This is a genomic window from Ruthenibacterium sp., from assembly GCF_017421385.1.
Taxonomy (GTDB): Bacteria; Bacillota; Clostridia; order Oscillospirales; family Ruminococcaceae; genus Ruthenibacterium; species Ruthenibacterium lactatiformans.
This window is the reverse complement of the sequence record NZ_JAFOIN010000089.1, coordinates 1-20886: the sequence shown is the minus strand read 5'-3', so window position 1 is coordinate 20886 and position 20886 is coordinate 1. Positions and strand designations below refer to the sequence as shown.

The 20886-nt window shown below is 57.9% G+C and carries 14 protein-coding genes and 2 pseudogenes; 14 read left to right on the top strand and 2 right to left on the bottom strand.

Annotated features, from left to right (window positions below; all coding sequences use genetic code 11):
• Positions 1-13: 13 nt before the first annotated feature.
• From dnaG to rpoC, 5 genes are all read left to right on the top strand, one after another.
• A complete protein-coding gene (gene dnaG / locus IIY41_RS10470; protein ID WP_009323188.1) occupies positions 14-1768 on the top strand; it encodes a DNA primase in 1755 nt (584 codons plus the stop codon).
• Positions 1769-1831: 63 nt separating this feature from the next.
• Positions 1832-2920 carry an RNA polymerase sigma factor RpoD gene (gene rpoD, locus IIY41_RS10465; RefSeq protein ID WP_009323187.1) on the top strand — a complete coding sequence of 363 codons (1089 nt, stop codon included), beginning with the start codon at positions 1832-1834 and terminating at the stop codon, positions 2918-2920.
• A 208-nt stretch (positions 2921-3128) separates the two neighbouring features.
• Positions 3129-3548, top strand: coding sequence for an RrF2 family transcriptional regulator (locus IIY41_RS10460; protein ID WP_009323186.1), 420 nt, complete (start codon positions 3129-3131; stop codon positions 3546-3548).
• A gap of 256 nt (positions 3549-3804) precedes the next feature.
• Positions 3805-7518 (top strand): DNA-directed RNA polymerase subunit beta, encoded by a 3714-nt coding sequence (gene rpoB / locus IIY41_RS10455; RefSeq protein ID WP_009323185.1) that lies wholly within the window; start codon positions 3805-3807, stop codon positions 7516-7518.
• A gap of 83 nt (positions 7519-7601) precedes the next feature.
• A complete protein-coding gene (gene rpoC / locus IIY41_RS10450; protein WP_009323184.1) occupies positions 7602-11135 on the top strand; it encodes a DNA-directed RNA polymerase subunit beta' in 3534 nt (1177 codons plus the stop codon).
• 125 nt (positions 11136-11260) lie between these two features.
• Here the strand turns inward: rpoC and IIY41_RS10445 are convergent, their stop codons facing one another.
• Entirely contained in the window at positions 11261-11941 is a 681-nt protein-coding gene (locus IIY41_RS10445; protein ID WP_009323183.1) for a pirin family protein, read from the bottom strand.
• Between the two features lie 375 nt (positions 11942-12316).
• Between IIY41_RS10445 and rpsL the strand changes: the two genes are divergently transcribed.
• The 9 genes and pseudogenes from rpsL to guaA (IIY41_RS10405) form a co-directional block, all read left to right on the top strand.
• Positions 12317-12745 (top strand): 30S ribosomal protein S12, encoded by a 429-nt coding sequence (gene rpsL, locus IIY41_RS10440; protein ID WP_009323182.1) that lies wholly within the window; start codon positions 12317-12319, stop codon positions 12743-12745.
• 126 nt (positions 12746-12871) lie between these two features.
• A complete protein-coding gene (rpsG, locus tag IIY41_RS10435) occupies positions 12872-13342 on the top strand; it encodes a 30S ribosomal protein S7 (RefSeq protein WP_009323181.1) in 471 nt (156 codons plus the stop codon).
• A gap of 28 nt (positions 13343-13370) precedes the next feature.
• Complete coding sequence (fusA, locus tag IIY41_RS10430) at positions 13371-15497, top strand: elongation factor G (protein WP_256290363.1); 2127 nt, start codon at positions 13371-13373, stop codon at positions 15495-15497.
• A 108-nt stretch (positions 15498-15605) separates the two neighbouring features.
• Positions 15606-16808, top strand: coding sequence for an elongation factor Tu (gene tuf / locus IIY41_RS10425; RefSeq protein ID WP_009323179.1), 1203 nt, complete (start codon positions 15606-15608; stop codon positions 16806-16808).
• Between the two features lie 156 nt (positions 16809-16964).
• Entirely contained in the window at positions 16965-17336 is a 372-nt protein-coding gene (locus IIY41_RS10420) for a DUF3796 domain-containing protein (protein WP_009323178.1), read from the top strand.
• 3 nt (positions 17337-17339) lie between these two features.
• Positions 17340-17540 carry a helix-turn-helix transcriptional regulator gene (locus tag IIY41_RS10415; RefSeq protein WP_009323177.1) on the top strand — a complete coding sequence of 67 codons (201 nt, stop codon included), beginning with the start codon at positions 17340-17342 and terminating at the stop codon, positions 17538-17540.
• Positions 17541-17683: 143 nt separating this feature from the next.
• Complete coding sequence (gene guaA, locus IIY41_RS10410; RefSeq protein ID WP_055081064.1) at positions 17684-19225, top strand: glutamine-hydrolyzing GMP synthase; 1542 nt, start codon at positions 17684-17686, stop codon at positions 19223-19225.
• Positions 19226-19373: 148 nt separating this feature from the next.
• A pseudogene (locus tag IIY41_RS14155) lies at positions 19374-19569 on the top strand (glutamine amidotransferase-related protein); the annotation flags it as partial.
• A gap of 95 nt (positions 19570-19664) precedes the next feature.
• Positions 19665-20663, top strand: a pseudogene (gene guaA, locus IIY41_RS10405) (glutamine-hydrolyzing GMP synthase); the annotation flags it as partial.
• Between the two features lie 37 nt (positions 20664-20700).
• On the opposite strand, the gene IIY41_RS10400 reads toward guaA (IIY41_RS10405), so the two are convergent.
• On the bottom strand, positions 20701-20886 hold a 186-nt coding region (locus IIY41_RS10400), incomplete at its 5' end, for a hypothetical protein (RefSeq protein ID WP_287400638.1).

Below are 20886 nucleotides of genomic sequence, written 5' to 3'. Positions count from 1 at the left end.
AGGGGGCGGCAGGATGATCCCGCGCGATTATATCACAGAACTGGTGCAGCGCAGCGATATCGTGGACGTGGTGCAGAGCTATGTACAGCTGCGGCACCGCGGCCGCACCCATACCGGGCTGTGCCCGTTCCACAATGAAAAAACGCCGTCCTTTGTCGTATATCCCGAGACGCAGTCGTTTTACTGCTTTGGCTGCGGCGCGGGCGGCGACGTCATCACCTTTATCAAAAAAATCAACAATGTTGATTACATAGAGGCCGTCAAATTCCTTGCGGGACGCGCCGGTATGGCGCTTCCGGAGGAGGATGACCAGACCGGCCGCCTGCGCAGCCGGATCATCTCCATCAACAAGGACGCGGCGCGCTTCTATTTTTCGCGTTTGAATTCGGACGCCGGGCGCGTCGGACGGGCGTACTGGCGCGGGCGCGGCCTTTCCGACGCGACCATCAAGCGCTTTGGCCTGGGATACGCGCCGGACAGCTTCCGAGAGACGCGGGATCATCTGAAAAGCCTGGGCTATACGGAGGACGAGCTTTTGGCAGCGGGCCTCATCAAACGCAGTGAAAAGGGCGGCACTTTCGATTTTTTCCGCCACCGCGTTATGATCCCTATTTTTGACCTGCGGGGCAACGTTATTGCTTTCAGCGGCCGCAAGCTGGACCCTGAGCAGCCCGGCGGCAAATATGTGAACAGCCCCGAGACGCTGGTGTACAAGAAGAGCCGCACGCTGTTTGCCCTCAACTTTGCAAAAAAATCCCAGACGCGGCGGTATATCCTGTGCGAGGGCAATCTGGATGCGATTTCCATGCATCAGGCGGGCTTTACCACAGCGGTGGCAGGCTGCGGCACGGCGCTGACAGCGGAGCAGGTGAAGATATTGTCCGAATATGCGGATGAGGTCGTGCTCTGCTACGATTCCGATGAAGCCGGGCAGAAGGCGACACGGCGAGCTATCAGCCTGCTGTCGGCCTCGCCGCTCAAAATATCGGTGCTTAATATCCCCGACGCCAAAGACCCGGACGAATTCATCAAAAAATTTGGGGCGGAACGGTTTGAGATGCTTCTGAACGGCTCCAACAACGCCATCGAGTATGAGCTTTTGCAGGCAAAGGGGAAATACGACATCGCCACACCGGATGGCCGGCTGAATTATATCAAGGACGCGATCGGCGTGCTGGCCGGCCGCATCACGCCCACGGAACGGGATGTGTACGCCGGGCGGCTGGCAGAAGAAACGGATGTGGCGAAGCCCGCAATCCTCAACCAGCTGGACGCGGCCATCCGGGCGCGCGGGCGGCGGGCGGAAAAGGAACGGGAGCGCCGCCTTTTGGAAGAAGGCGCGGGCGGGCGCATCAATGTGCCGTACAGCCAGGGCGGCCAAAAGGCGCTGGGCGTCGCGTTTGCCGAGCAGCAGCTCGTGGCGGCGATCCTCAAGAATCCGGACTATATCCGGCTGGCCGCGCCGCGGGTGAGCGGCGGCACGTTTCTGGACGCGGGCCTGGGCCGGGCATACACGCTTTTATGCGAGAAAGGCGCAAAGGGTGAATATCTGGACCTCTCGGCCCTCAGCGAAGAATTGCCGGAGGAAACGGTCTCGCTCATCAGCCGCGTTCTCGCGCAGAACTACGACATCGGGCTGAGCGCTCAAGACGTAGAGTTGTATCTGGACCGTATCGAGCACAGCCAGCCCGTCAGCAGTACGGCGGGCGGAAGAACAGCCGCCGAGCTTGCGGATTACCTGCAGGCTTTAAAGGATAAAAAAACATAGCGCGGCGCACGCAATGCGCGGCCGCACGGCCGAATCACAGGAATAGAGTAGGGAGTACACAACATGGGAGAAAAAAAGAACATCATCATGAACCTTGTGGAGCTGGGCAAGCGCAACCAGAAGGTGACGACGAAGGAAATCAACGACGCGCTGGAGGAAATCGGCTTTGAAGTGGAGCTTGTGGATAAGCTCTATGAGGCATTGGATGCGAACAACATCGAGATCGTGGACGAACCGGACGCCGACGTGGAGGAATTCACGCTGACGGAGGACACTGTGGACGTGCTGGAGAGTGCGCTGTCCGCCGAGGGAGTCAACATCGACGATCCTGTCAAGGTGTACCTGAAGGAGATCGGACGCGTGCCGCTGCTCTCTCCGGAAGAGGAGATCAATCTGGCGCTGAAGATACAGGCAGGCGGCCCTGAGGGCGAAAAGGCGAAGCAGCGCCTGTCCGAGGCGAACCTGCGTCTTGTGGTCTCCATTGCCAAACGCTATGTGGGCCGCGGCATGCAGTTTCTGGACCTTATCCAGGAGGGCAACCTGGGCCTTATCAAGGCCGTGGAAAAGTTTGACCATACCAAGGGCTTCAAATTTTCCACATACGCCACATGGTGGATCCGCCAGGCTATCACACGCGCCATTGCGGATCAGGCGCGCACCATCCGCATCCCGGTGCATATGGTGGAGACGATCAATAAGGTGAAAAAGGTGTCCAGCCAGCTGCTGCACCGCAACGGCCATGAGCCGACGGCAGACGAGATCGCGGAGGAGTTGGACATGCCCGTGGATAAGGTGCGGGAGATCATGCGCGTAGCGCAGGAGCCGGTGAGCCTGGAGACGCCCATCGGCGAGGAAGAGGACAGCCACTTGGGTGATTTTATTCCCGACGAGGATGCGCCCGTCCCCGCCGAGGCGGCCAGCCACACGCTTTTGAAGGAGCAGCTCTCCGGCGTGCTGAAAAGCCTTACGCCCCGGGAGGAAAAGGTGCTGCGCCTGCGCTTCGGCCTGGAGGACGGCCGTCCCCGTACGCTGGAGGAAGTGGGCAAGGAGTTCAACGTCACGCGCGAACGCATCCGTCAGATCGAGGCCAAGGCGCTGCGTAAGCTGCGCCACCCCAGCCGTTCCAAGAAGCTGCGCGATTTCCTGGACTGATGCGGCCCCCGCCTTTGCCGCTGTCTCAATGGCAGGACCGGGCGTACATATAGAATGGATAGAGTGGACTTTGAACAGTGCGGCCCGGCAAAACCGGAGCCGCGCTGTTTTTGCACCGCCGCTGCGGCACAGGAAACGCGCTTGACAAAAGCGCCCGGTTGCGGTATCCTTTAAATACAGTAAAACGGTATAGTTCAAGGAGCGGTTTATGCATATCACACAGGAATCCGATTACGCGGTGCGCATCGTCTACTGCCTTGCAAAGTGCGGCACGCGGCGCGACGCGCGCGGCATCAGCGAAGAAATGTGCGTGACGCTGCGCTTTTCCCTGAAGATATTGGGCAAGCTGGTGAGCAGCGGCATTGTGGAAAGCTACAAGGGCAACCGCGGCGGCTATGAGCTGGCACGCCCCGCCAGCGAGATCACACTCAAGGACGTCATTGACGCGGTGGAAGGGCCGTATAGGCTTTCCCGCTGTGTGGGCGAGGGCGGCGCGGGGGAGTGCAACCGCGGCGCGTCCGGCTGCTGTACATTCCAAAAGGTGTTTCACGATATCAGCAAAAGCATCAACGAGCAGCTCGCTGCCGTCAACTTCCAGATGCTGTTGGAGGAACCGGCCGGCAAGTAAGAAGCGAAAATCACACACGGCGCCGTGCGTGCCAAGTGTGGTTTTTTCTTTTCCTCTTTTTTCCGGGTTCCCCTTGACGGCTTGTAAAAACCGTATTATAATGCTTAAATGTATCATAATGGCTTGGTATGTCTCTGAGCGCAAAACTGTTACAATTTTTTTGTGCAAGTTGCTGAAAATCGGAGGGGTGCCAAAGCCGTTTTGCGTCATTTTTTGCAAGGCTTAATATAGATGAATTAAGGAGTGGTCGCAACTTATGGTGAAAGTCAAGCCCGTACAACTTGGCAAAACCGAACGCATGAGCTTCTCGCGCATCGACGAAGTCATCGACATGCCGAACCTGATCGAGGTGCAGAAGAACTCATACCAGTGGTTTCTCAAAGAGGGCCTGAAAGAGGTCTTCCGGGACATTTCGACGATCGAAGACTACACCGGCAACCTGGTGCTCGACTTTATCGACTACCGGCTGGATTCCGAGCCCAAGTACTCCATCAAGGAGTGCAAGGAGCGCGACGTCACCTATGCGGCCCCGCTTCGCGTGAAAGCGCGTCTGCTGAACAAGGAGACCGGCGAAGTGAAGGAGCAGGAGATCTTCATGGGCGATTTTCCGCTCATGACGGATTCCGGCACCTTCATCATCAACGGCGCCGAGCGTGTTATCGTCTCTCAGCTCGTCCGTTCCCCGGGCGTGTATTTCGGCAAGAGCTACGACAAGACGGGCAAGGAACTGTTCACCGCCACGCTGAACCCCAACCGCGGCGCGTGGCTGGAATACGAAACGGATGCCAACGACGTTTTCTATGTGCGCATCGATAAGAACCGCAAGATCCCTGTGACGGTGTTCATCCGTGCGCTGGGCCTGGGTGACGACGCGAAGATCCGTGATTTCTTCGGCGAGGACGAGCGCATTGAGGCCACCATCGCAAAAGATTCCACCAAGAGCGAGGAAGAAGGCCTGCTGGAGACGTACCGCAAGCTGCGTCCGGGCGAGCCTCCCACGGTGGAGAGCGCGTCCAGCCACATCAACGGTTTGTTTTTTGACCCGCGCCGGTATGACCTTTCCCGCTTCGGCCGCTATAAGATGAACAAGAAGCTGGCCATCGGCCGCCGCATTCAGGGCTTTGTGGCCGCCCGTGATATCGTGGCCCCCCTGACGGGCGAGCTGCTGTGCGCTGCCGGCGAAAAGATCAGTGCGGAAACTGCCATGGCCGCCGAAAAATCGGGCGTGAGCCTGGTGTATCTGGCGCTGGACGACAAGGAGATCAAGGTCATCTCCAACGGCACGGTTGCCGCCAACGATTTCCTCTCCTTTGACGCAACCGAATGCGGCATCAACGAGCGCGTCAATTTCAGCGAACTGCGCGCCATCCTGGACGAGACCAGCGATGTGGACGAGCAGAGGGAGCTGCTGGAGAAAAACCGTGACCGTCTCATCAGCAAAACAGTCACCGTGGATGATATTTTCGCATCCATCAACTACTTGAACGGCCTGGGCCACGGCGTGGGCACGGTGGACGACATCGACCATCTGGGCAACCGCCGGATCCGCAGTGTGGGCGAGCTGCTGCAGAACCAGTTCCGCATCGGCTTTTCCCGCATGGAGCGCGTCATCCGTGAGCGCATGACGCTGCAGGCCCAGGACATGGAAGTGGTGACGCCGCAGGCGCTCATCAACATCCGTCCGGTGGTGGCATCCATCAAGGAGTTCTTTGGCTCCTCGCCGCTGTCCCAGTTCATGGATCAGAACAACCCGCTGGCAGAGCTGACGCACAAACGCCGTCTGTCGGCTCTCGGCCCCGGCGGCCTGTCCCGTGACCGCGCAGGCTTCGAGGTCCGCGACGTACACTATTCCCATTACGGCCGCATGTGCCCCATCGAGACGCCGGAAGGTCCGAACATCGGCCTGATTTCCTATCTGGCCACGTTCGCCAAGATCAATGAGTACGGCTTTATCGAAGCGCCGTACCGCAAGGTGGACAAGGCCACTGGCGTTGTTACCGATGAAGTGGTCTATATGACCGCCGATGTGGAGGATGAGTTCATCGTAGCGCAGGCCAACGAGCAGTTGGACAGCGAGGGACGTTTTGTCCGTCCCCGTGTTTCCAGCCGCTGGCGCGATGAGATCCTTGAGGTCGACAAAGAGCGCGTGGACTACATGGACGTCAGCCCGAAGATGGTTGTGTCCGTAGCTACGGCTATGATCCCGTTCCTGGAGAACGACGACGCAAACCGCGCCCTCATGGGCTCGAACATGCAGCGTCAGGCGGTACCGCTGCTCGTCACCGAGCAGCCCATCGTCGCCACCGGCATGGAGTACAAGGCCGCGTGCGACTCCGGCGTGTGCGTGCTGGCGAAAAACGACGGCATTGTGGAGCGTGTGACTGCCGATAAGATCACGGTGCGCACGTCCAAGACGACGACGGACGAATACGAGCTCATCAAATTCATGCGCTCGAACCAGGGCACCTGCATCAACCAGCGCCCCATCGTCAGCAAGGGCGATAAGATCATCAAGGGCCAGGTTCTGGCCGACGGCCCCGCCACGAAGAACGGCGAGATCAGCCTGGGCAAGAACGCCTTGATCGGCTTCATGACCTGGGAGGGCTACAACTACGAGGACGCCGTCCTTATCAATGAGAAGATCGTCCGCGAGGACGTGTACACTTCCATCCACATCGAGGAATACGAGATCGAAAGCCGCGAGACGAAGCTCGGGCCCGAGGAGATCACGCGCGACATCCCCAACGTGGGCGAGGACGCGCTGAAGGACCTGGACGAGCGCGGCATCATCCGCATCGGCGCCGAGGTAGGCGCGGGTGATATCCTCGTCGGCAAGGTCACGCCCAAGGGTGAGACGGAGCTGACGGCCGAGGAGCGCCTGCTGCGCGCCATTTTCGGAGAGAAAGCGCGCGAGGTGCGCGACACTTCCCTGCGTGTGCCGCACGGTGAGTACGGAATCATCGTGGATGTGAAAGTGTTCACACCCGAGAACTGCGACGAGCTGCAGCCCGGCGTGCGCCAGGTGGTACGCTGCTACATCGCCCAGAAGCGCAAGATCAGCGTGGGCGACAAGATGGCCGGCCGCCACGGCAACAAGGGCGTTGTATCCCGCATTCTGCCGCAGGAAGATATGCCGTTCCTGGAGGACGGCACGCCGCTGGACATTGTGCTGAACCCGCTGGGCGTTCCCTCCCGTATGAACATCGGCCAGGTGCTGGAGGTCCATTTGGGCTACGCCGCCAAGGCGCTGGGCTGGAAGGTCATGACGCCGGTGTTCGACGGCGCCCACGAGGAGGACATCCGGGCGATGTTCCGTGAGACCGGTAAGCGCGAGGACGGCAAGAGCTATGTTTATGACGGACGCACCGGCGAGCGTTTTGACAATCCCGTTACCGTGGGCTATATGTATTACCTCAAGCTGCACCATCTGGTGGACGATAAGATCCACGCCCGCTCCACCGGCCCGTACAGCCTTGTAACGCAGCAGCCTCTGGGCGGCAAGGCCCAGTTCGGCGGCCAGCGCTTTGGCGAAATGGAGGTGTGGGCGCTGGAAGCTTACGGCGCCGCCTATACCCTGCAGGAGATCCTGACGGTGAAGTCCGACGACGTGGTGGGCCGTGTTAAAACCTACGAAGCCATCGTCAAGGGTCAGCCCGTGCCGAAGCCCGGCATTCCCGAGGCGTTCCGCGTGCTGATGAAGGAGCTGCAGAGCCTCGGCCTCGATATGCGCGTACAGGACGCCGACGGCAACGAGGTGGACATCAAGCAGAATTACGATGACGACGATATGGGCTTTGACAATTCCGACCTCGCGCTCGGCGACGACGTGATGGTGGAGAGCGAGCTCGCCGGCGACTACAGCATCGAAGACGCCGACGCGGACGCCGAATTTGAAGAAGAAGATGAGGAACCCAATCCGGAAGATCTGGAATCGGATGACCTGTTTGCCGATCTGCCCGAGGATATCTGATCCGCATCCGGCCCGCCGCCCGCCGCGCACCGCGAGGGGCGGCGGGGCACGCTTCAAAAATTGAGAAAGAAAGGGTTCGTTTCATGGAGTTTAACGCTTTTGATTCAATCAAGATCGGTCTTGCCTCCCCGGATCAGATCCGTGCCTGGAGCTACGGCGAGGTGAAAAAGCCCGAGACCATCAACTACCGCACCCTGAAACCGGAGCGCGACGGCCTGTTCTGTGAGCGCATTTTTGGGCCGACGAAGGACTGGGAATGCCACTGCGGCAAGTACAAGCGCATCCGCTACAAGGGTAAGATCTGCGACCGCTGCGGCGTTGAAGTGACGCGCGCCAAGGTGCGCCGCGAGCGTATGGGCCATATCGAGCTGGCCGCGCCCGTTTCGCATATCTGGTATTTCAAGGGGATCCCGTCCCGCATCGGCCTGATGCTGGATATCAGCCCTCGCCTGCTGGAAAAGGTGCTGTACTTTGCCGCATATATCGTGACCGATCCCGGCTTCACACCTCTGGAGGAAAAGCAGCTGCTCAGCGAAAAAGAGTACCGCGACATGCGTGAGCGGTACGAGGACGAGTTCAAGGCAGCAATGGGCGCAGAGGCCGTGAAGGAGCTGCTGGAGAAGATCGATTTGGAAAAGCTCAGCGAAGAGCTGCATCAGGAACTGGAGGAAGCAGGCGGCCAAAAGCGCGTGCGCCTGCTCAAGCGGCTGGAAGTCGTGGAGGCGTTCCGCATCTCCGGCAACCGTCCGGAGTGGATGATCATGGACGTCATCCCGGTCATTCCGCCCGATATCCGCCCGATGGTCCAGCTGGACGGCGGACGTTTTGCCACGTCCGACCTGAACGACCTGTACCGCCGCGTCATCAACCGCAACAACCGTCTGAAGCGTTTGCTGGAGCTGGGCGCTCCGGATATCATTGTGCGCAACGAAAAGCGTATGCTGCAGGAGGCGGTGGACGCCCTCATCGACAACGGCCGCCGCGGCCGTCCGGTGACCGGCCCCAACAACCGCCCGCTCAAGAGCCTGTCCGACATGCTCAAGGGCAAGCAGGGCCGCTTCCGCCAGAACCTGCTGGGCAAGCGCGTGGACTACTCCGGCCGTTCGGTTATCGTCGTCGGCCCGGAGCTGAAGATGTACCAGTGCGGTCTGCCCAAGGAAATGGCGCTGGAGCTGTTCAAACCCTTCGTTATGAAGGACCTAGTGGAAAAGGGCATTGCCAACAACATCAAGTCGGCCCGCAAGATGGTGGAGCGCACCCGCACCGAAGTGTGGGACTCTCTGGAAGCCGTCATCAAGGGCCATCCCGTTATGCTCAACCGTGCGCCGACACTGCACCGCCTTGGCATCCAGGCGTTCGAGCCGGTGCTGGTGGAAGGCCGCGCCATCAAGCTGCATCCGCTGGTCTGCACTGCGTTCAACGCGGACTTTGACGGCGACCAGATGGCTGTGCACGTGCCCCTTTCCGAAGAAGCGCAGCGTGAGGCCAAACGCCTGATGCTGGCTTCCGGCAACCTGCTCAAGCCGGCTGACGGCAAGCCCGTCACAGTGCCTACCCAGGATATGGTACTGGGCAGCTATTACCTCACCATGGTCAACGACGGAGACAAGGGCGAAGGTAAGGTGTTCCGCGACGAAAACGAGGCCGTCATGGCCTATCAGGAAGGCGTTATCACGCTGCAGGCCAAGATCAGGGTGCGCCGTACCATGGAGATCGACGGCACAGAGCGCAGCCGAATCATCGACACCACAGTGGGCCGCATCATTTTCAACCAGCCCATCCCCCAGGACCTTGGTTATGTGGACCGCTCCATTCCGGAGAACCGTTTCCTGTTCGAGGTGGATTTTCTCGTCAACAAAAAGAAACTGGGCCAGATCATCGACCGCTGCATCCAGGTACACGGCACGTCCGTCACTGCCGAGATGCTGGACCGTGTGAAGGCGCAGGGCTACAAATATTCCACGAAGGGCGCGGTCACCGTAGCCGTTTCGGACGCGGTGATCCCGCCCCAGAAGGCTGAATTGCTGGCATCTGCCGAGGAGCAGATCGGCAAGATCACCAAGCAGTACAACAAGGGCCTGATCTCCAACGAGGAGCGCTATAACGGCGTGATCAAGGTCTGGAGCAAGACCACCGAGGACGTGGCAAGCGCCCTGCAGGAAAACCTGGATGCCCGCAACCCCATCTTCATGATGGCAGACTCCGGCGCCCGCGGCTCCATGGCTCAGATCCGCCAGCTGGCCGGTATGCGCGGCCTGATTGCAAACACGTCCGGTAAGACCATTGAGATCCCCATCCGCGCGAACTATCGCGAGGGCCTGAATATTCTGGAATACTTCATCGCCGGCAAGGGCGCCCGAAAGGGTCTGGCAGATACCGCTCTGCGTACTGCGGACTCCGGTTATCTGACCCGCCGTCTGGTAGACGTCTCTCAGGACGTGATCATCCGCGAGGAGGACTGCGGCGCGGCACAGGGCATCATGGTTTCCGACATCCGCGAAGGCAACGAGATGATCGAAAAGCTGGAGGAACGTCTCCAGGGCCGTTTTGCGGTGAACGACATCCTTGATCCGGCCACGGGCGAAGTGCTCGTCTCCAAGGACAAGATGATGAGCGAGGACGATGCGAAGGCCGTTGTTGCCGCAGGCATCAAGGAAGTGGAGATCCGCAGCGTGCTGTGCTGCGATTCCAAGCACGGCGTATGCTCCAAGTGCTACGGCGCGAACCTGGCCAACGGCCGCTTGGTCGGTATGGGCGAGGCTGTGGGCATTATCGCTGCCCAGTCCATCGGCGAACCGGGCACCCAGCTCACCATGCGTACGTTCCATACGGGCGGCATTGCGTCGGCGGAGGATATCACGCAGGGCCTGCCGCGTGTTGAAGAGCTGTTCGAGGCGCGCCGTCCCAAGAATCTGGCTATCATGACAGAAATCGCGGGTACCGCGCACATCGACGATTCCAAGAAAAACCGGCACGTTGTGGTGGAGGGCGTGGACGAAAACGGCGCGCCCGCTGAAAAGAGCTACCTGATTCCCTTCGGTCAGCGCATCCGTATTGCGGACGGTGCGCAGCTGGAGCCGGGCGATATCCTCACCGAGGGTTTTGCCTATCCTCAGGATATCCTGGCCATCAAGGGGCCCATTGCCGTGCAGAACTACCTCATCAGCGAGGTGCAGAAGGTCTACCGCCTGCAGGGCGTGGATATCTGCGATAAGCACATTGAGGTCATCGTCCTGCAGATGATGCGTAAGGTGCGCATTGAGGACGCGGGCAGCACGAAGCTGATCGTCGGTTCGTCCATGGACAAATCCGAGTTCCGCGACGCCAACGAGGAGATCGCGGCGCGTGTTGCCGCCGGTGAGACGGACCTGAAGCCCGCCCGTGCGACCAGTATCCTGCTGGGCATCACCAAGGCGTCCCTGGCCACGGATTCCTTCCTCTCGGCCGCTTCTTTCCAGGAGACCACCCGCGTGCTTACCGATGCAGCCATCAAAGGCAAAGTGGACCCGCTCATGGGTCTTAAGGAAAATGTCATCATCGGCAAGCTTATCCCGGCCGGTACCGGTATTCCCGAAGTGGAAGCCGAGCTGGCGGCAGGGGACGAGGTGGACCTGTAAAGGCCCATTCCCAAACAGCAGAAAAGACGCCCGCCAAACGGCGGGCGTCTTTTGTGTGTGGATGACGGGCGGAAGGGAATGCGCTTCCGCGCCAGAGCGTGTGCCGCTACCGGGGAGAACCGCTCTCAATACTGCGGCGCTTCTACGAGAAGAATGTGGGCGCGGGGAAGGGCGGAAAGCTGCAGCGGTTCACCAAAAGCAGAAAGCGCGTCGCCGTCCTCCAGCACGATGCCGTTCACTTCGGCAGCACCTTCCACAACCAGCAAATATACCTGCCGCCCCGGCTCAATGGGAAAGGCGAGGCGGGCTTCGCAGGTGAGGTCTGCCGCATAGACGTTGGCATCCGCGCTGAGGAACAGTGGACCGCTGTCCGGTTCTGGAGCGGCGCAGGCCAGCAAAAGCCACCGGTTCACACGGTTTTCCCACAAAAAGCGCTGCTCTCCATAGTTGGGTGCGCCGCCCGGCCGTGCAGGCGAAAAAGCCATCCGGACCAGACGCAGCGGCGCGCTGCTCTGGTTGAGCTCACTGTGCCGCAGCCCGGTGCCCGTGTGCAGGCACAGCGCTTCGCCCCGGCGCAGGACACTGTGATTGTTCAGGCTGTCGCCGTGGGTCAGCTCACCGTTTGCAATATAATAAAGCAGTACCTCATTCTTGTCAGGATGTGTGTTGAAGCCCGTGTGCGGGCGAATGAGGCTGTCGTCCAGCGCAGTAAGGGGGCCGAAACGGGCGGCGGGCAGGTGGCGGCGGCTTTCCAGCCAGCCCTGCCGCAGGGCGTCCAGCCGCGCCCGGCTGATCTTTTTTAGCATGGGAATGCCTCCTTCTGTTTCATAGGTTGCCCAAAAAGCGGCGCGGCAAACGGAGACAGTATGTTTGGTGCGCGTTTTTTTCGGCAACACTGTCACAGAGTATTGCAGCGGGGGGACGGCATGTGGTAAAATTACCTTATCTGAGGCGCAAAAGGGGACATGCAGAAAAAACGTGTAAAAATCATGCAAAATGCTGAATTTCACCGGTGCTTTCTGTTGACAGGTCCATCCAAACCGTGTAAAATGTAAATGTTGCGCCGCAGGCGCGTTTTGTCGAGCCTGGACGCCCCGAAACCTTGGTGGTAAGCGGTTTGCCGCTTTCACATACAGGGGAAGTTTTTTCCCCGGATATTATTTTTTGAAAGGAGGAAAATCATGCCTACTTTTAACCAGCTCGTGCGCAAAGGCCGCGAGGTCTTGGTGAAGAAATCGACGGCTCCTGCCCTTCTGAAAGGCTACAACTCCCAGAAGAAGGCTTACACGGACCAGAACTCCCCGCAAAAGCGTGGCGTTTGCACCGCCGTTCGTACCATGACCCCGAAAAAGCCGAACTCTGCTCTTCGTAAGGTCGCTCGTGTTCGTCTCTCCAATGGTATCGAAGTTACTTCGTACATTCCGGGTATCGGCCACAACCTGCAGGAGCACAGCGTCGTACTGATTCGTGGCGGCCGTGTTAAGGACCTCCCGGGCGTGCGTTACCACATCATCCGCGGTACGCTCGATACCCAGGGTGTTGCCAACCGTGGCCAGGCCCGTTCCAAGTATGGCGCGAAGCGCCCCAAGGCCGGTGCCGCGAAAAAGTAAAAAACACTGAAATGTACAATGCCCCTTGAAGGCTTATTCATATAGAGTAACCTTTTCGCGGGACAGTACGGGAGTTTTATTACTTTCGAGTACCGATGATATCATTTTATGAAGGAGGGAAGAAAGATGTCCAGAAGAGGTAATATTGCAAAGCGTGACGTTTTGGCGGATCCTTTGTATAATTCCAAAATGGTGACACGTCTGATCAACAACATCATGTACGACGGCAAAAAGGGCGTCGCGCAGAAAATCGTTTACGATGCGTTCGATATCGTGAAGGAAAAGACCGGTAACGACCCGCTCGAGAGCTTTGAAAAAGCCCTGGAGAACATCATGCCGGTGCTTGAGGTCAAGGCGCGCCGTGTGGGTGGTTCCACCTACCAGGTGCCGATGGAAGTGCGCCCCGAGCGCCGCGAGACACTGGGCCTGCGCTGGCTCACCACTTATGCCCGTGCCCGCAGCGAGCGCACCATGCGTGAGCGTCTGGCCGGCGAGATCATGGATGCCGTCAACGGCAACGGCAACGCTTGCAAAAAGCGTGAGGATACCCACAAGATGGCAGAGGCCAACAAGGCGTTTGCTCATTACAGATATTAATCTGTGTCTTAACTTTTAGGAGGAAACTATGCCAAGAGACGTTTCTCTGGAAATGACCAGAAACATCGGCATTATGGCCCATATCGACGCAGGCAAGACCACGACCACCGAGCGCATCCTGTTCTATACAGGCATCAACCACAAAATCGGTGAGACGCACGACGGCGCTGCGACGATGGACTGGATGGCGCAGGAGCAGGAGCGTGGCATCACGATCACTTCCGCCGCCACCACATGCTATTGGAGCCATACCGAGTATCAGAACGACCCGGCCCTTGCCAAAAAGAACAGACACAGAATCAACATCATCGACACCCCGGGCCACGTGGACTTCACCGTTGAGGTGGAACGCTCCCTGCGTGTACTGGACGGCAGCGTTACCGTTATGTGCGCAAAAGGTGGTGTTGAGCCTCAGTCTGAGACCGTGTGGCATCAGGCCAACAAGTATCATGTCCCCCGCATGATCTACGTCAATAAGATGGACATCATGGGCGCGGATTTCTATCACGTGCTGGACATGATCAAGGACCGCCTGAAGGCGAACGCCATCCCCCTGCAGCTTCCCATCGGCAAGGAGGAGACGTTCAAGGGCATTATCGACCTGCTTGAGATGAAAGCCTACGTCTATTACGATGACCTGGGCAAGGATATCCGCGTGGAGGAGATCCCCGAGGATATGCAGGAGCTGGCTGAGAAATACCGCAGCGAACTGATCGAAGCCATCGCCGAAAACGACGAAGAGCTGATGATGAAATATCTCGACGGTGAGGAGCTCACCATCCCCGAGATGAAAGTGGCCATCCGCAAGGAGACCATCGCCAATACGATCGTTCCGGTCGTGTGCGGCACTTCCTATAAAAACAAGGGCGTGCAGAAGCTGCTCGACGCCATCGTGGACTACATGCCGGCTCCGACCGACATCGAGGACATCAAGGGCGTAAACCCCGACACCGAGGAAGAGGAGACCCGTCCTTCCGACGACAATGCTCCTTTCGCGGCGCTGGCGTTCAAGATTGCGACCGACCCGTTCGTGGGTAAGCTTTGTTTCTTCCGCGTTTACTCCGGTGTTGTCGAAGCCGGCAGCACGGTGTACAACTCCGTGAAGGATAACCGCGAGCGCATGGGCCGCATCCTTCAGATGCACGCCAACCACCGTCAGGATATCGATATCTGCTACGCCGGCGACATCGCGGCGGCTGTGGGCCTGAAGAACACGACCACGGGCGACACGCTGTGCGACGAAAAGCATCCGATTATCCTGGAGAGCATGGAGTTCCCCGAGCCCGTTATCCGTGTGGCCATTGAGCCGAAAACCAAGGCCGGCCAGGAAAAAATGGGCATCGCGCTGGCAAAGCTGGCTGAGGAGGACCCCACGTTCCGAACCTATACCGACGAAGAGACCGGCCAGACCATCATCGCGGGCATGGGCGAGCTCCATCTGGAGATCATCGTCGACCGCCTGCTGCGTGAGTTCAAGGTGGAGGCCAACGTGGGCGCCCCGCAGGTTGCCTACCGCGAGACCATCCGCCGTCCCGCCGACCAGGACACCAAGTACGCGCGTCAGTCCGGCGGTAAAGGCCAGTACGGTCACGTCAAAATCAAAATCGAGCCGAACGAAGCAGGTAAGGGCTATGAGTTCGTCAACGCCATCGTTGGCGGCGCCATCCCGAAAGAGTTCATCGGCCCCATCGACCAGGGCATCCAGGGCGCCATGCAGGCCGGCGTGCTTGCAGGCTATCCCGTTGTGGACGTCAAGGTCACGCTGTACGATGGTTCCTACCATGAGGTCGACTCCTCCGAAATGGCGTTTAAGATCGCCGGTTCCATGGCCTTCAAAGAGGCTATGCGTAAGGCGGATCCCGTTATTTTGGAGCCGATTATGAAGGTTGCCGTCATCGTGCCCGACGAGTATATGGGCGACGTTATCGGCGATATCAATGCCCGGCGCGGCCAGATCCAGGGCACCGAGTCCCGCAGCGGCACGCAGCAGATCGATGCGCTCGTTCCGCTGTCCAATATGTTCGGTTACGCCACCGACCTGCGCAGCAAAACGCAGGGCCGCGGCCAGTATTCCATGGAGCCCAGCCACTACATCGACGTGCCCAAGAGCATCGCCGAGAGCATCATGGCGGGCCGTGCAAAGAAAGAGGGCTAAGCCTTTTTCCGCCAGCCTCTGGCAAACAAATAAAACACTTGATTTTTTAGGGTGCATTTAGTACAATGGCCTTAAGAAACGGTCTCAAAACAAAGGAGGACAATAACAATGGCGAAAGCGAAATTTGAGCGTAACAAACCGCATATCAACATCGGCACCATTGGTCACGTTGACCATGGCAAGACGACCCTGACCGCTGCCATCACGAAGGTGCTGGCCATGAAGGGCGACGCCGAGTTCACCGATTATGCCAACATCGATAAGGCTCCCGAGGAGCGCGAGCGCGGCATCACGATCAACACCTCTCACGTGGAGTACGAGACGGACAACCGTCACTATGCCCATGTTGACTGCCCGGGCCACGCCGACTATGTGAAGAACATGATCACGGGCGCTGCTCAGATGGACGGCGCGATTCTGGTCGTGTCTGCTTCCGACGGCCCCATGCCCCAGACCCGTGAGCACATCCTGCTCTCCCGTCAGGTCGGCGTTCCCTATATCGTCGTGTTCATGAACAAGTGCGACCAGGTGGACGACGAAGAGCTGCTGGATCTCGTCGAGATGGAGATCCGTGAGCTGCTGACCGAGTATGAGTTCCCCGGCGACGACACGCCCATCATCCGCGGTTCTGCTCTGCAGGTTCTGGAGTCCAGCTCCACGGACATCAACGCCCCCGAGTACAAGTGCATCCTCGATTTGATGGAGGCTGTGGACAGCTATATCCCCACACCCGACCGCAAAGAGGATATGCCGTTCCTGATGCCTGTTGAGGACGTGTTCACCATCACCGGCCGCGGCACTGTTGCTACCGGTCGTGTGGAGCGTGGCGTCATCAAGGTTGGCGAGGAAGTCGAGATCGTCGGTCTCGTCGAAGAGAAGCGTAAGACCACCGTTACCGGCCTTGAGATGTTCCGCAAGCTGCTGGACTTCGCTCAGGCTGGCGACAACGTGGGTGCTCTGCTCCGCGGCATCCAGCGCAATGAGATCGAGCGCGGCCAGGTTCTGTCCAAGCCCGGTTCCATTCATCCGCACACCAAGTTTGCCGGCCAGGTCTATATCCTGAAAAAGGAAGAGGGCGGCCGTCACACTCCGTTCTTCAACAACTATCGCCCGCAGTTCTATTTCCGCACTACGGACGTGACCGGTGTCATCACGCTGCCGGAAGGCACCGAGATGTGCATGCCCGGCGACAACGTCTCCATGGACGTTGAGCTGATCACCCCGATCGCTATCGAGGAAGGCCTCCGTTTCGCTATCCGCGAAGGCGGCCGTACCGTTGGCTCCGGCGTTGTTACGAAGATCAACGAGTAATTATCTCTGAAAAAAGCGCCTGCTGAGAAGCGGGCGCTTTTTTATTGTAGAAAAACCACCGGGGAGTTTTTATTTCAGCGGCTTGCTTTTTCAATGGAAAAGTGATATATTTATCACTGAAAGGTACAAATATATCACTTTTAGGGGGAAGTTGAAATGAAAAAGGCACACCGCAATTTTCAAATCAAGCCCTGGATGGGCTGCATGGGTTTTTTGGGCTTCCTCGGCTTCTTGCCGAAGCACGGGGGCGGACGGAATTATCTGTTTTTTGTTTTCTTCGCATTTTTTGCCTGGTTTTTCTGGGGATTGCTGTATAAAGAGCCGGCAGATGAGCGCCTTGTGGAAAATGAAACGCGCGCTATGCGTATTGTGGGAGGCCTGTTTGCACTGCTCAGTTTTTTGCTTCTGTTTTTGCTGGACAGGCGGGGGATTGGCCGGGATACGGTGCTTTTGTTCGGGGCTTTGGGGTATTCGGTGTGCTCTGTGGCGGCTCCAGCTCTTACTTATTACCTGGACAGGAAGGCGTGAACCATGGACGGCTTTGTTTGTAATTTGAAAAAGTACCGCCAGCTTGCGGGAATGACGCAAGAGGAGTTGGCATTCCGTGTGCATGTCAGGAGAGAAACGATCATTCGTCTGGAAGCCGGAAAGTACAATCCATCTCTGAAGTTGGCTATTGAGATCTCGCGTGCCGTGCGTGCGCCCATTGAATCGCTTTTTGAGTTTGAATGACGGATGAAGCTGCGTGAGATTTGGTAAAATAACTAGGAATCCGGTGGGAAACGCGGTTATTTTCTGCACGCAATTTCATGCCTGATGTGCTATACTAAGAAAAAACATTGTACAGAGTGGGAAGAATTTTGGGGGAGGAATTTATGTCCGAATCAGTGATCGTCGTCGATTTTGGCGGCCAGTATAATCAGTTGATCGCGCGGCGCGTGCGCGAGTGCCATGTGTACAGCGAAATCGTCCCTTATACGAAAGCGTTGGATGTTATAAAAGCGAAGCGACCGCGGGGAATTATCTTTACAGGCGGACCCAACAGCGCCTATGAAGATGGGGCTCCTGCCATCAGCACAGAGGTGTTTGATTTGGGCATCCCTGTACTGGGTATCTGCTACGGCGCCCAGCTTATGATGCATCTGTTGGGCGGCCATGTGTGTAAAGCACCTGTGCGTGAATACGGCAAAACAGAGGTGTTTGTCGATCCTGCGTCCAAGCTCTTCGCGGATATTTCATCCAGCACAGTATGCTGGATGAGCCACACGGATTATATCGAATCGGTTGCTCCGGGCTTTGTTATCTCTGCACACAGTGCAAATTGCCCGGCCGCGGCGATGGAGCAGCCGGAAAAGCGTCTGTATGCGCTGCAGTTTCATCCCGAGGTCCTGCACACGCAGGAGGGTACAAAGATGCTCTCGAATTTCATTTATAATGTGTGCGGCTGTACGGGCGATTGGAAAATGGATTCTTTCGTGGAACAGTCCATTCGCATGTTGCGGGAAAAAATCGGAGACGGGCGCGTGCTGTGTGCACTTTCGGGCGGCGTGGATTCTTCTGTTGCGGCCGTCATGCTGGCAAAAGCTGTGGGCAAGCAGCTTACCTGTGTGTTCGTGGATCACGGCCTCATGAGAAAAAATGAAAGTGAGGAAGTGTGCGCGGTGTTCGGCCCGGAGGGACCGTACGATCTGAACTTTGTGTGTGTAAACGCGCGGCAGCGTTTTTATGACAAGCTGGCGGGCGTGGAGGAACCGGAGCAAAAACGAAAGCTCATCGGCGAAGAGTTCATCCGCGTATTTGAAGAGGAAGCGAAAAAAATCGGAACAGTGGATTTTCTGGTACAGGGAACAATCTACCCGGATGTGGTGGAAAGCGGCCTGGGCGGTGAATCCACGGTCATCAAGAGCCACCATAACGTAGGCGGTCTGCCGGACTATGTGGACTTCAAAGAGATTATCGAACCGCTGCGCGACCTGTTCAAGGACGAAGTGCGCAACGCGGGCCGCGAGCTGGGAATCCCGGAGCATTTGGTCAGCCGCCAGCCTTTCCCCGGACCAGGCCTTGCCATCCGCATCATCGGCGCGGTGACGCCGGAGAAAATCGCAATTTTGCAGGATGCGGACGCCATTTACCGCGAGGAAGTCGCAAAGGCAGGCGTGGCGCAGGGCCTTGGCCAGTATTTTGCGGCACTGACAAACATGCGCAGCGTTGGCGTGATGGGCGACGAACGTACCTATGACTATGCTGTTGCGCTGCGTGCTGTTACTACGGCAGATTTTATGACGGCAGAAGCCGCGCACTTGCCCTGGGAGGTCATCGACACGGTTACCAGCCGGATCGTGAACGAGGTGCCGCACATCAATCGTGTGCTGTACGACTGTACGGGAAAGCCGCCCGCGACGGTGGAATTCGAGTGAGAAAAGGCCGCAAAGAGCGCAGAAAAGCCCTTTGCGGCCTTTTGGCTGCAGCGCTTGGGCCAAAAGGCGCTTTTCTTCCGGGCAGGTTGCGGAAAAGCGTCGAGTCGTGGTAAAATAAAAAAAATATTGCCGGAGGAGGCTTCTATCCATGAAGCAGGACATGATCGTGATTCTGGACCTGGGCAGCGAGGAAAACCCGCGTCTTGCCCGGGAGATTCGCGCGTTGGGAGTGTACAGTGAGATCTATCCCCACGATATTACACTGGCGGAGTTGAATGCGCTGCCCAATGTAAAGGGGGTTATTCTGAACGGCGGCCCCAACCATGTGGTGGACGGTGTGGAAATCGACGCGTGCAGCGATATCTATGGCTGCGGCCTGCCGCTTTTACAGCCTGGCCACAAAGGCGGCGCGCCGTGGCCCACGGATGCGGCGCAGCGGAAAGCCGTCCTGTCCGAATTTGTATTCGATGCCTGCGGTGCGCAGCCCAACTGGAACATGGAGAACTTCATTGCAGACCAGGTCGAGCTGATCCGCCGACAGGTGGGAGATAAAAAAGTGCTTCTGGCATTGTCCGGCGGCGTGGATTCCTCGGTCGTGGCGGCGTTGCTCATCAAGGCCATCGGCAAGCAGCTGGTGTGCGTGCATGTAAACCATGGTCTGCTGCGCAAAGGAGAACCGGAGCAGGTTGTGGAGGTGTTCCGCAACCAGATGGACGCCAACCTCATTTATGTGGACGCGGTGGACCGCTTCCTGAATAAACTGTCGGGCGTTGCCGAGCCGGAGCAGAAACGCAAGATTATCGGCGCGGAGTTTATCCGTGTGTTTGAAGAAGAAGCACGCAAGCTGGACGGCATCCATTTCCTGGCGCAGGGCACGATTTATCCGGATATCATTGAGAGCGGAACGAAAACAGTGAAAGCTGTTAAGTCGCACCACAATGTGGGAGGCCTGCCGGAGGATTTGGATTTCGCGCTGGTGGAACCGCTGAAAATGTTGTTTAAGGATGAGGTGCGTGCCTGTGGTAAGGCGTTGGGCCTGCCCGACAGCATGGTATACCGTCAGCCGTTCCCCGGCCCGGGCCTTGGCGTGCGGTGTCTGGGCGCAATCACCCGCGACAGGCTGGAGGCTGTGCGGGAATCCGACGCGATCCTGCGGGAAGAATTTGCAAAGGCGGGCCTGGAGGGCAAGGTGTGGCAGTATTTCACGGTAGTGCCCGATTTCAAGTCAGTGGGTGTGCATGAGGGAGTGCGTACCTTCGACTGGCCGGTCATTTTGCGTGCGGTAAATACCGTGGATGCAATGACCGCCACGGTGGAGGATGTGCCGTTTGCGTTGCTGCAGAAAATCACACAGCGCATCACATCCGAAGTGAAAGGTGTGAACCGTGTCCTTTACGACCTGACACCGAAGCCCTCCGGGACGATTGAGTGGGAATAACTGACAAAACCCGCAAAGCCTTGAAAACACTGGAGTCTTAAAGCGTAAACGGGGCATTTGATAGCAAATTGATAGCAGATACCAAAACCGGATTTACTTTGTTCACTCCCGTATAGCGGGTGGCTTGCGGGTAAATCCTCCATATCCTAAGAAAAAGGTCTTGCTGACTTTCACCAGTCGGCAAGACCTTTTTTGCTATTTGTCTTTTCTCTGTTTCTTCAAT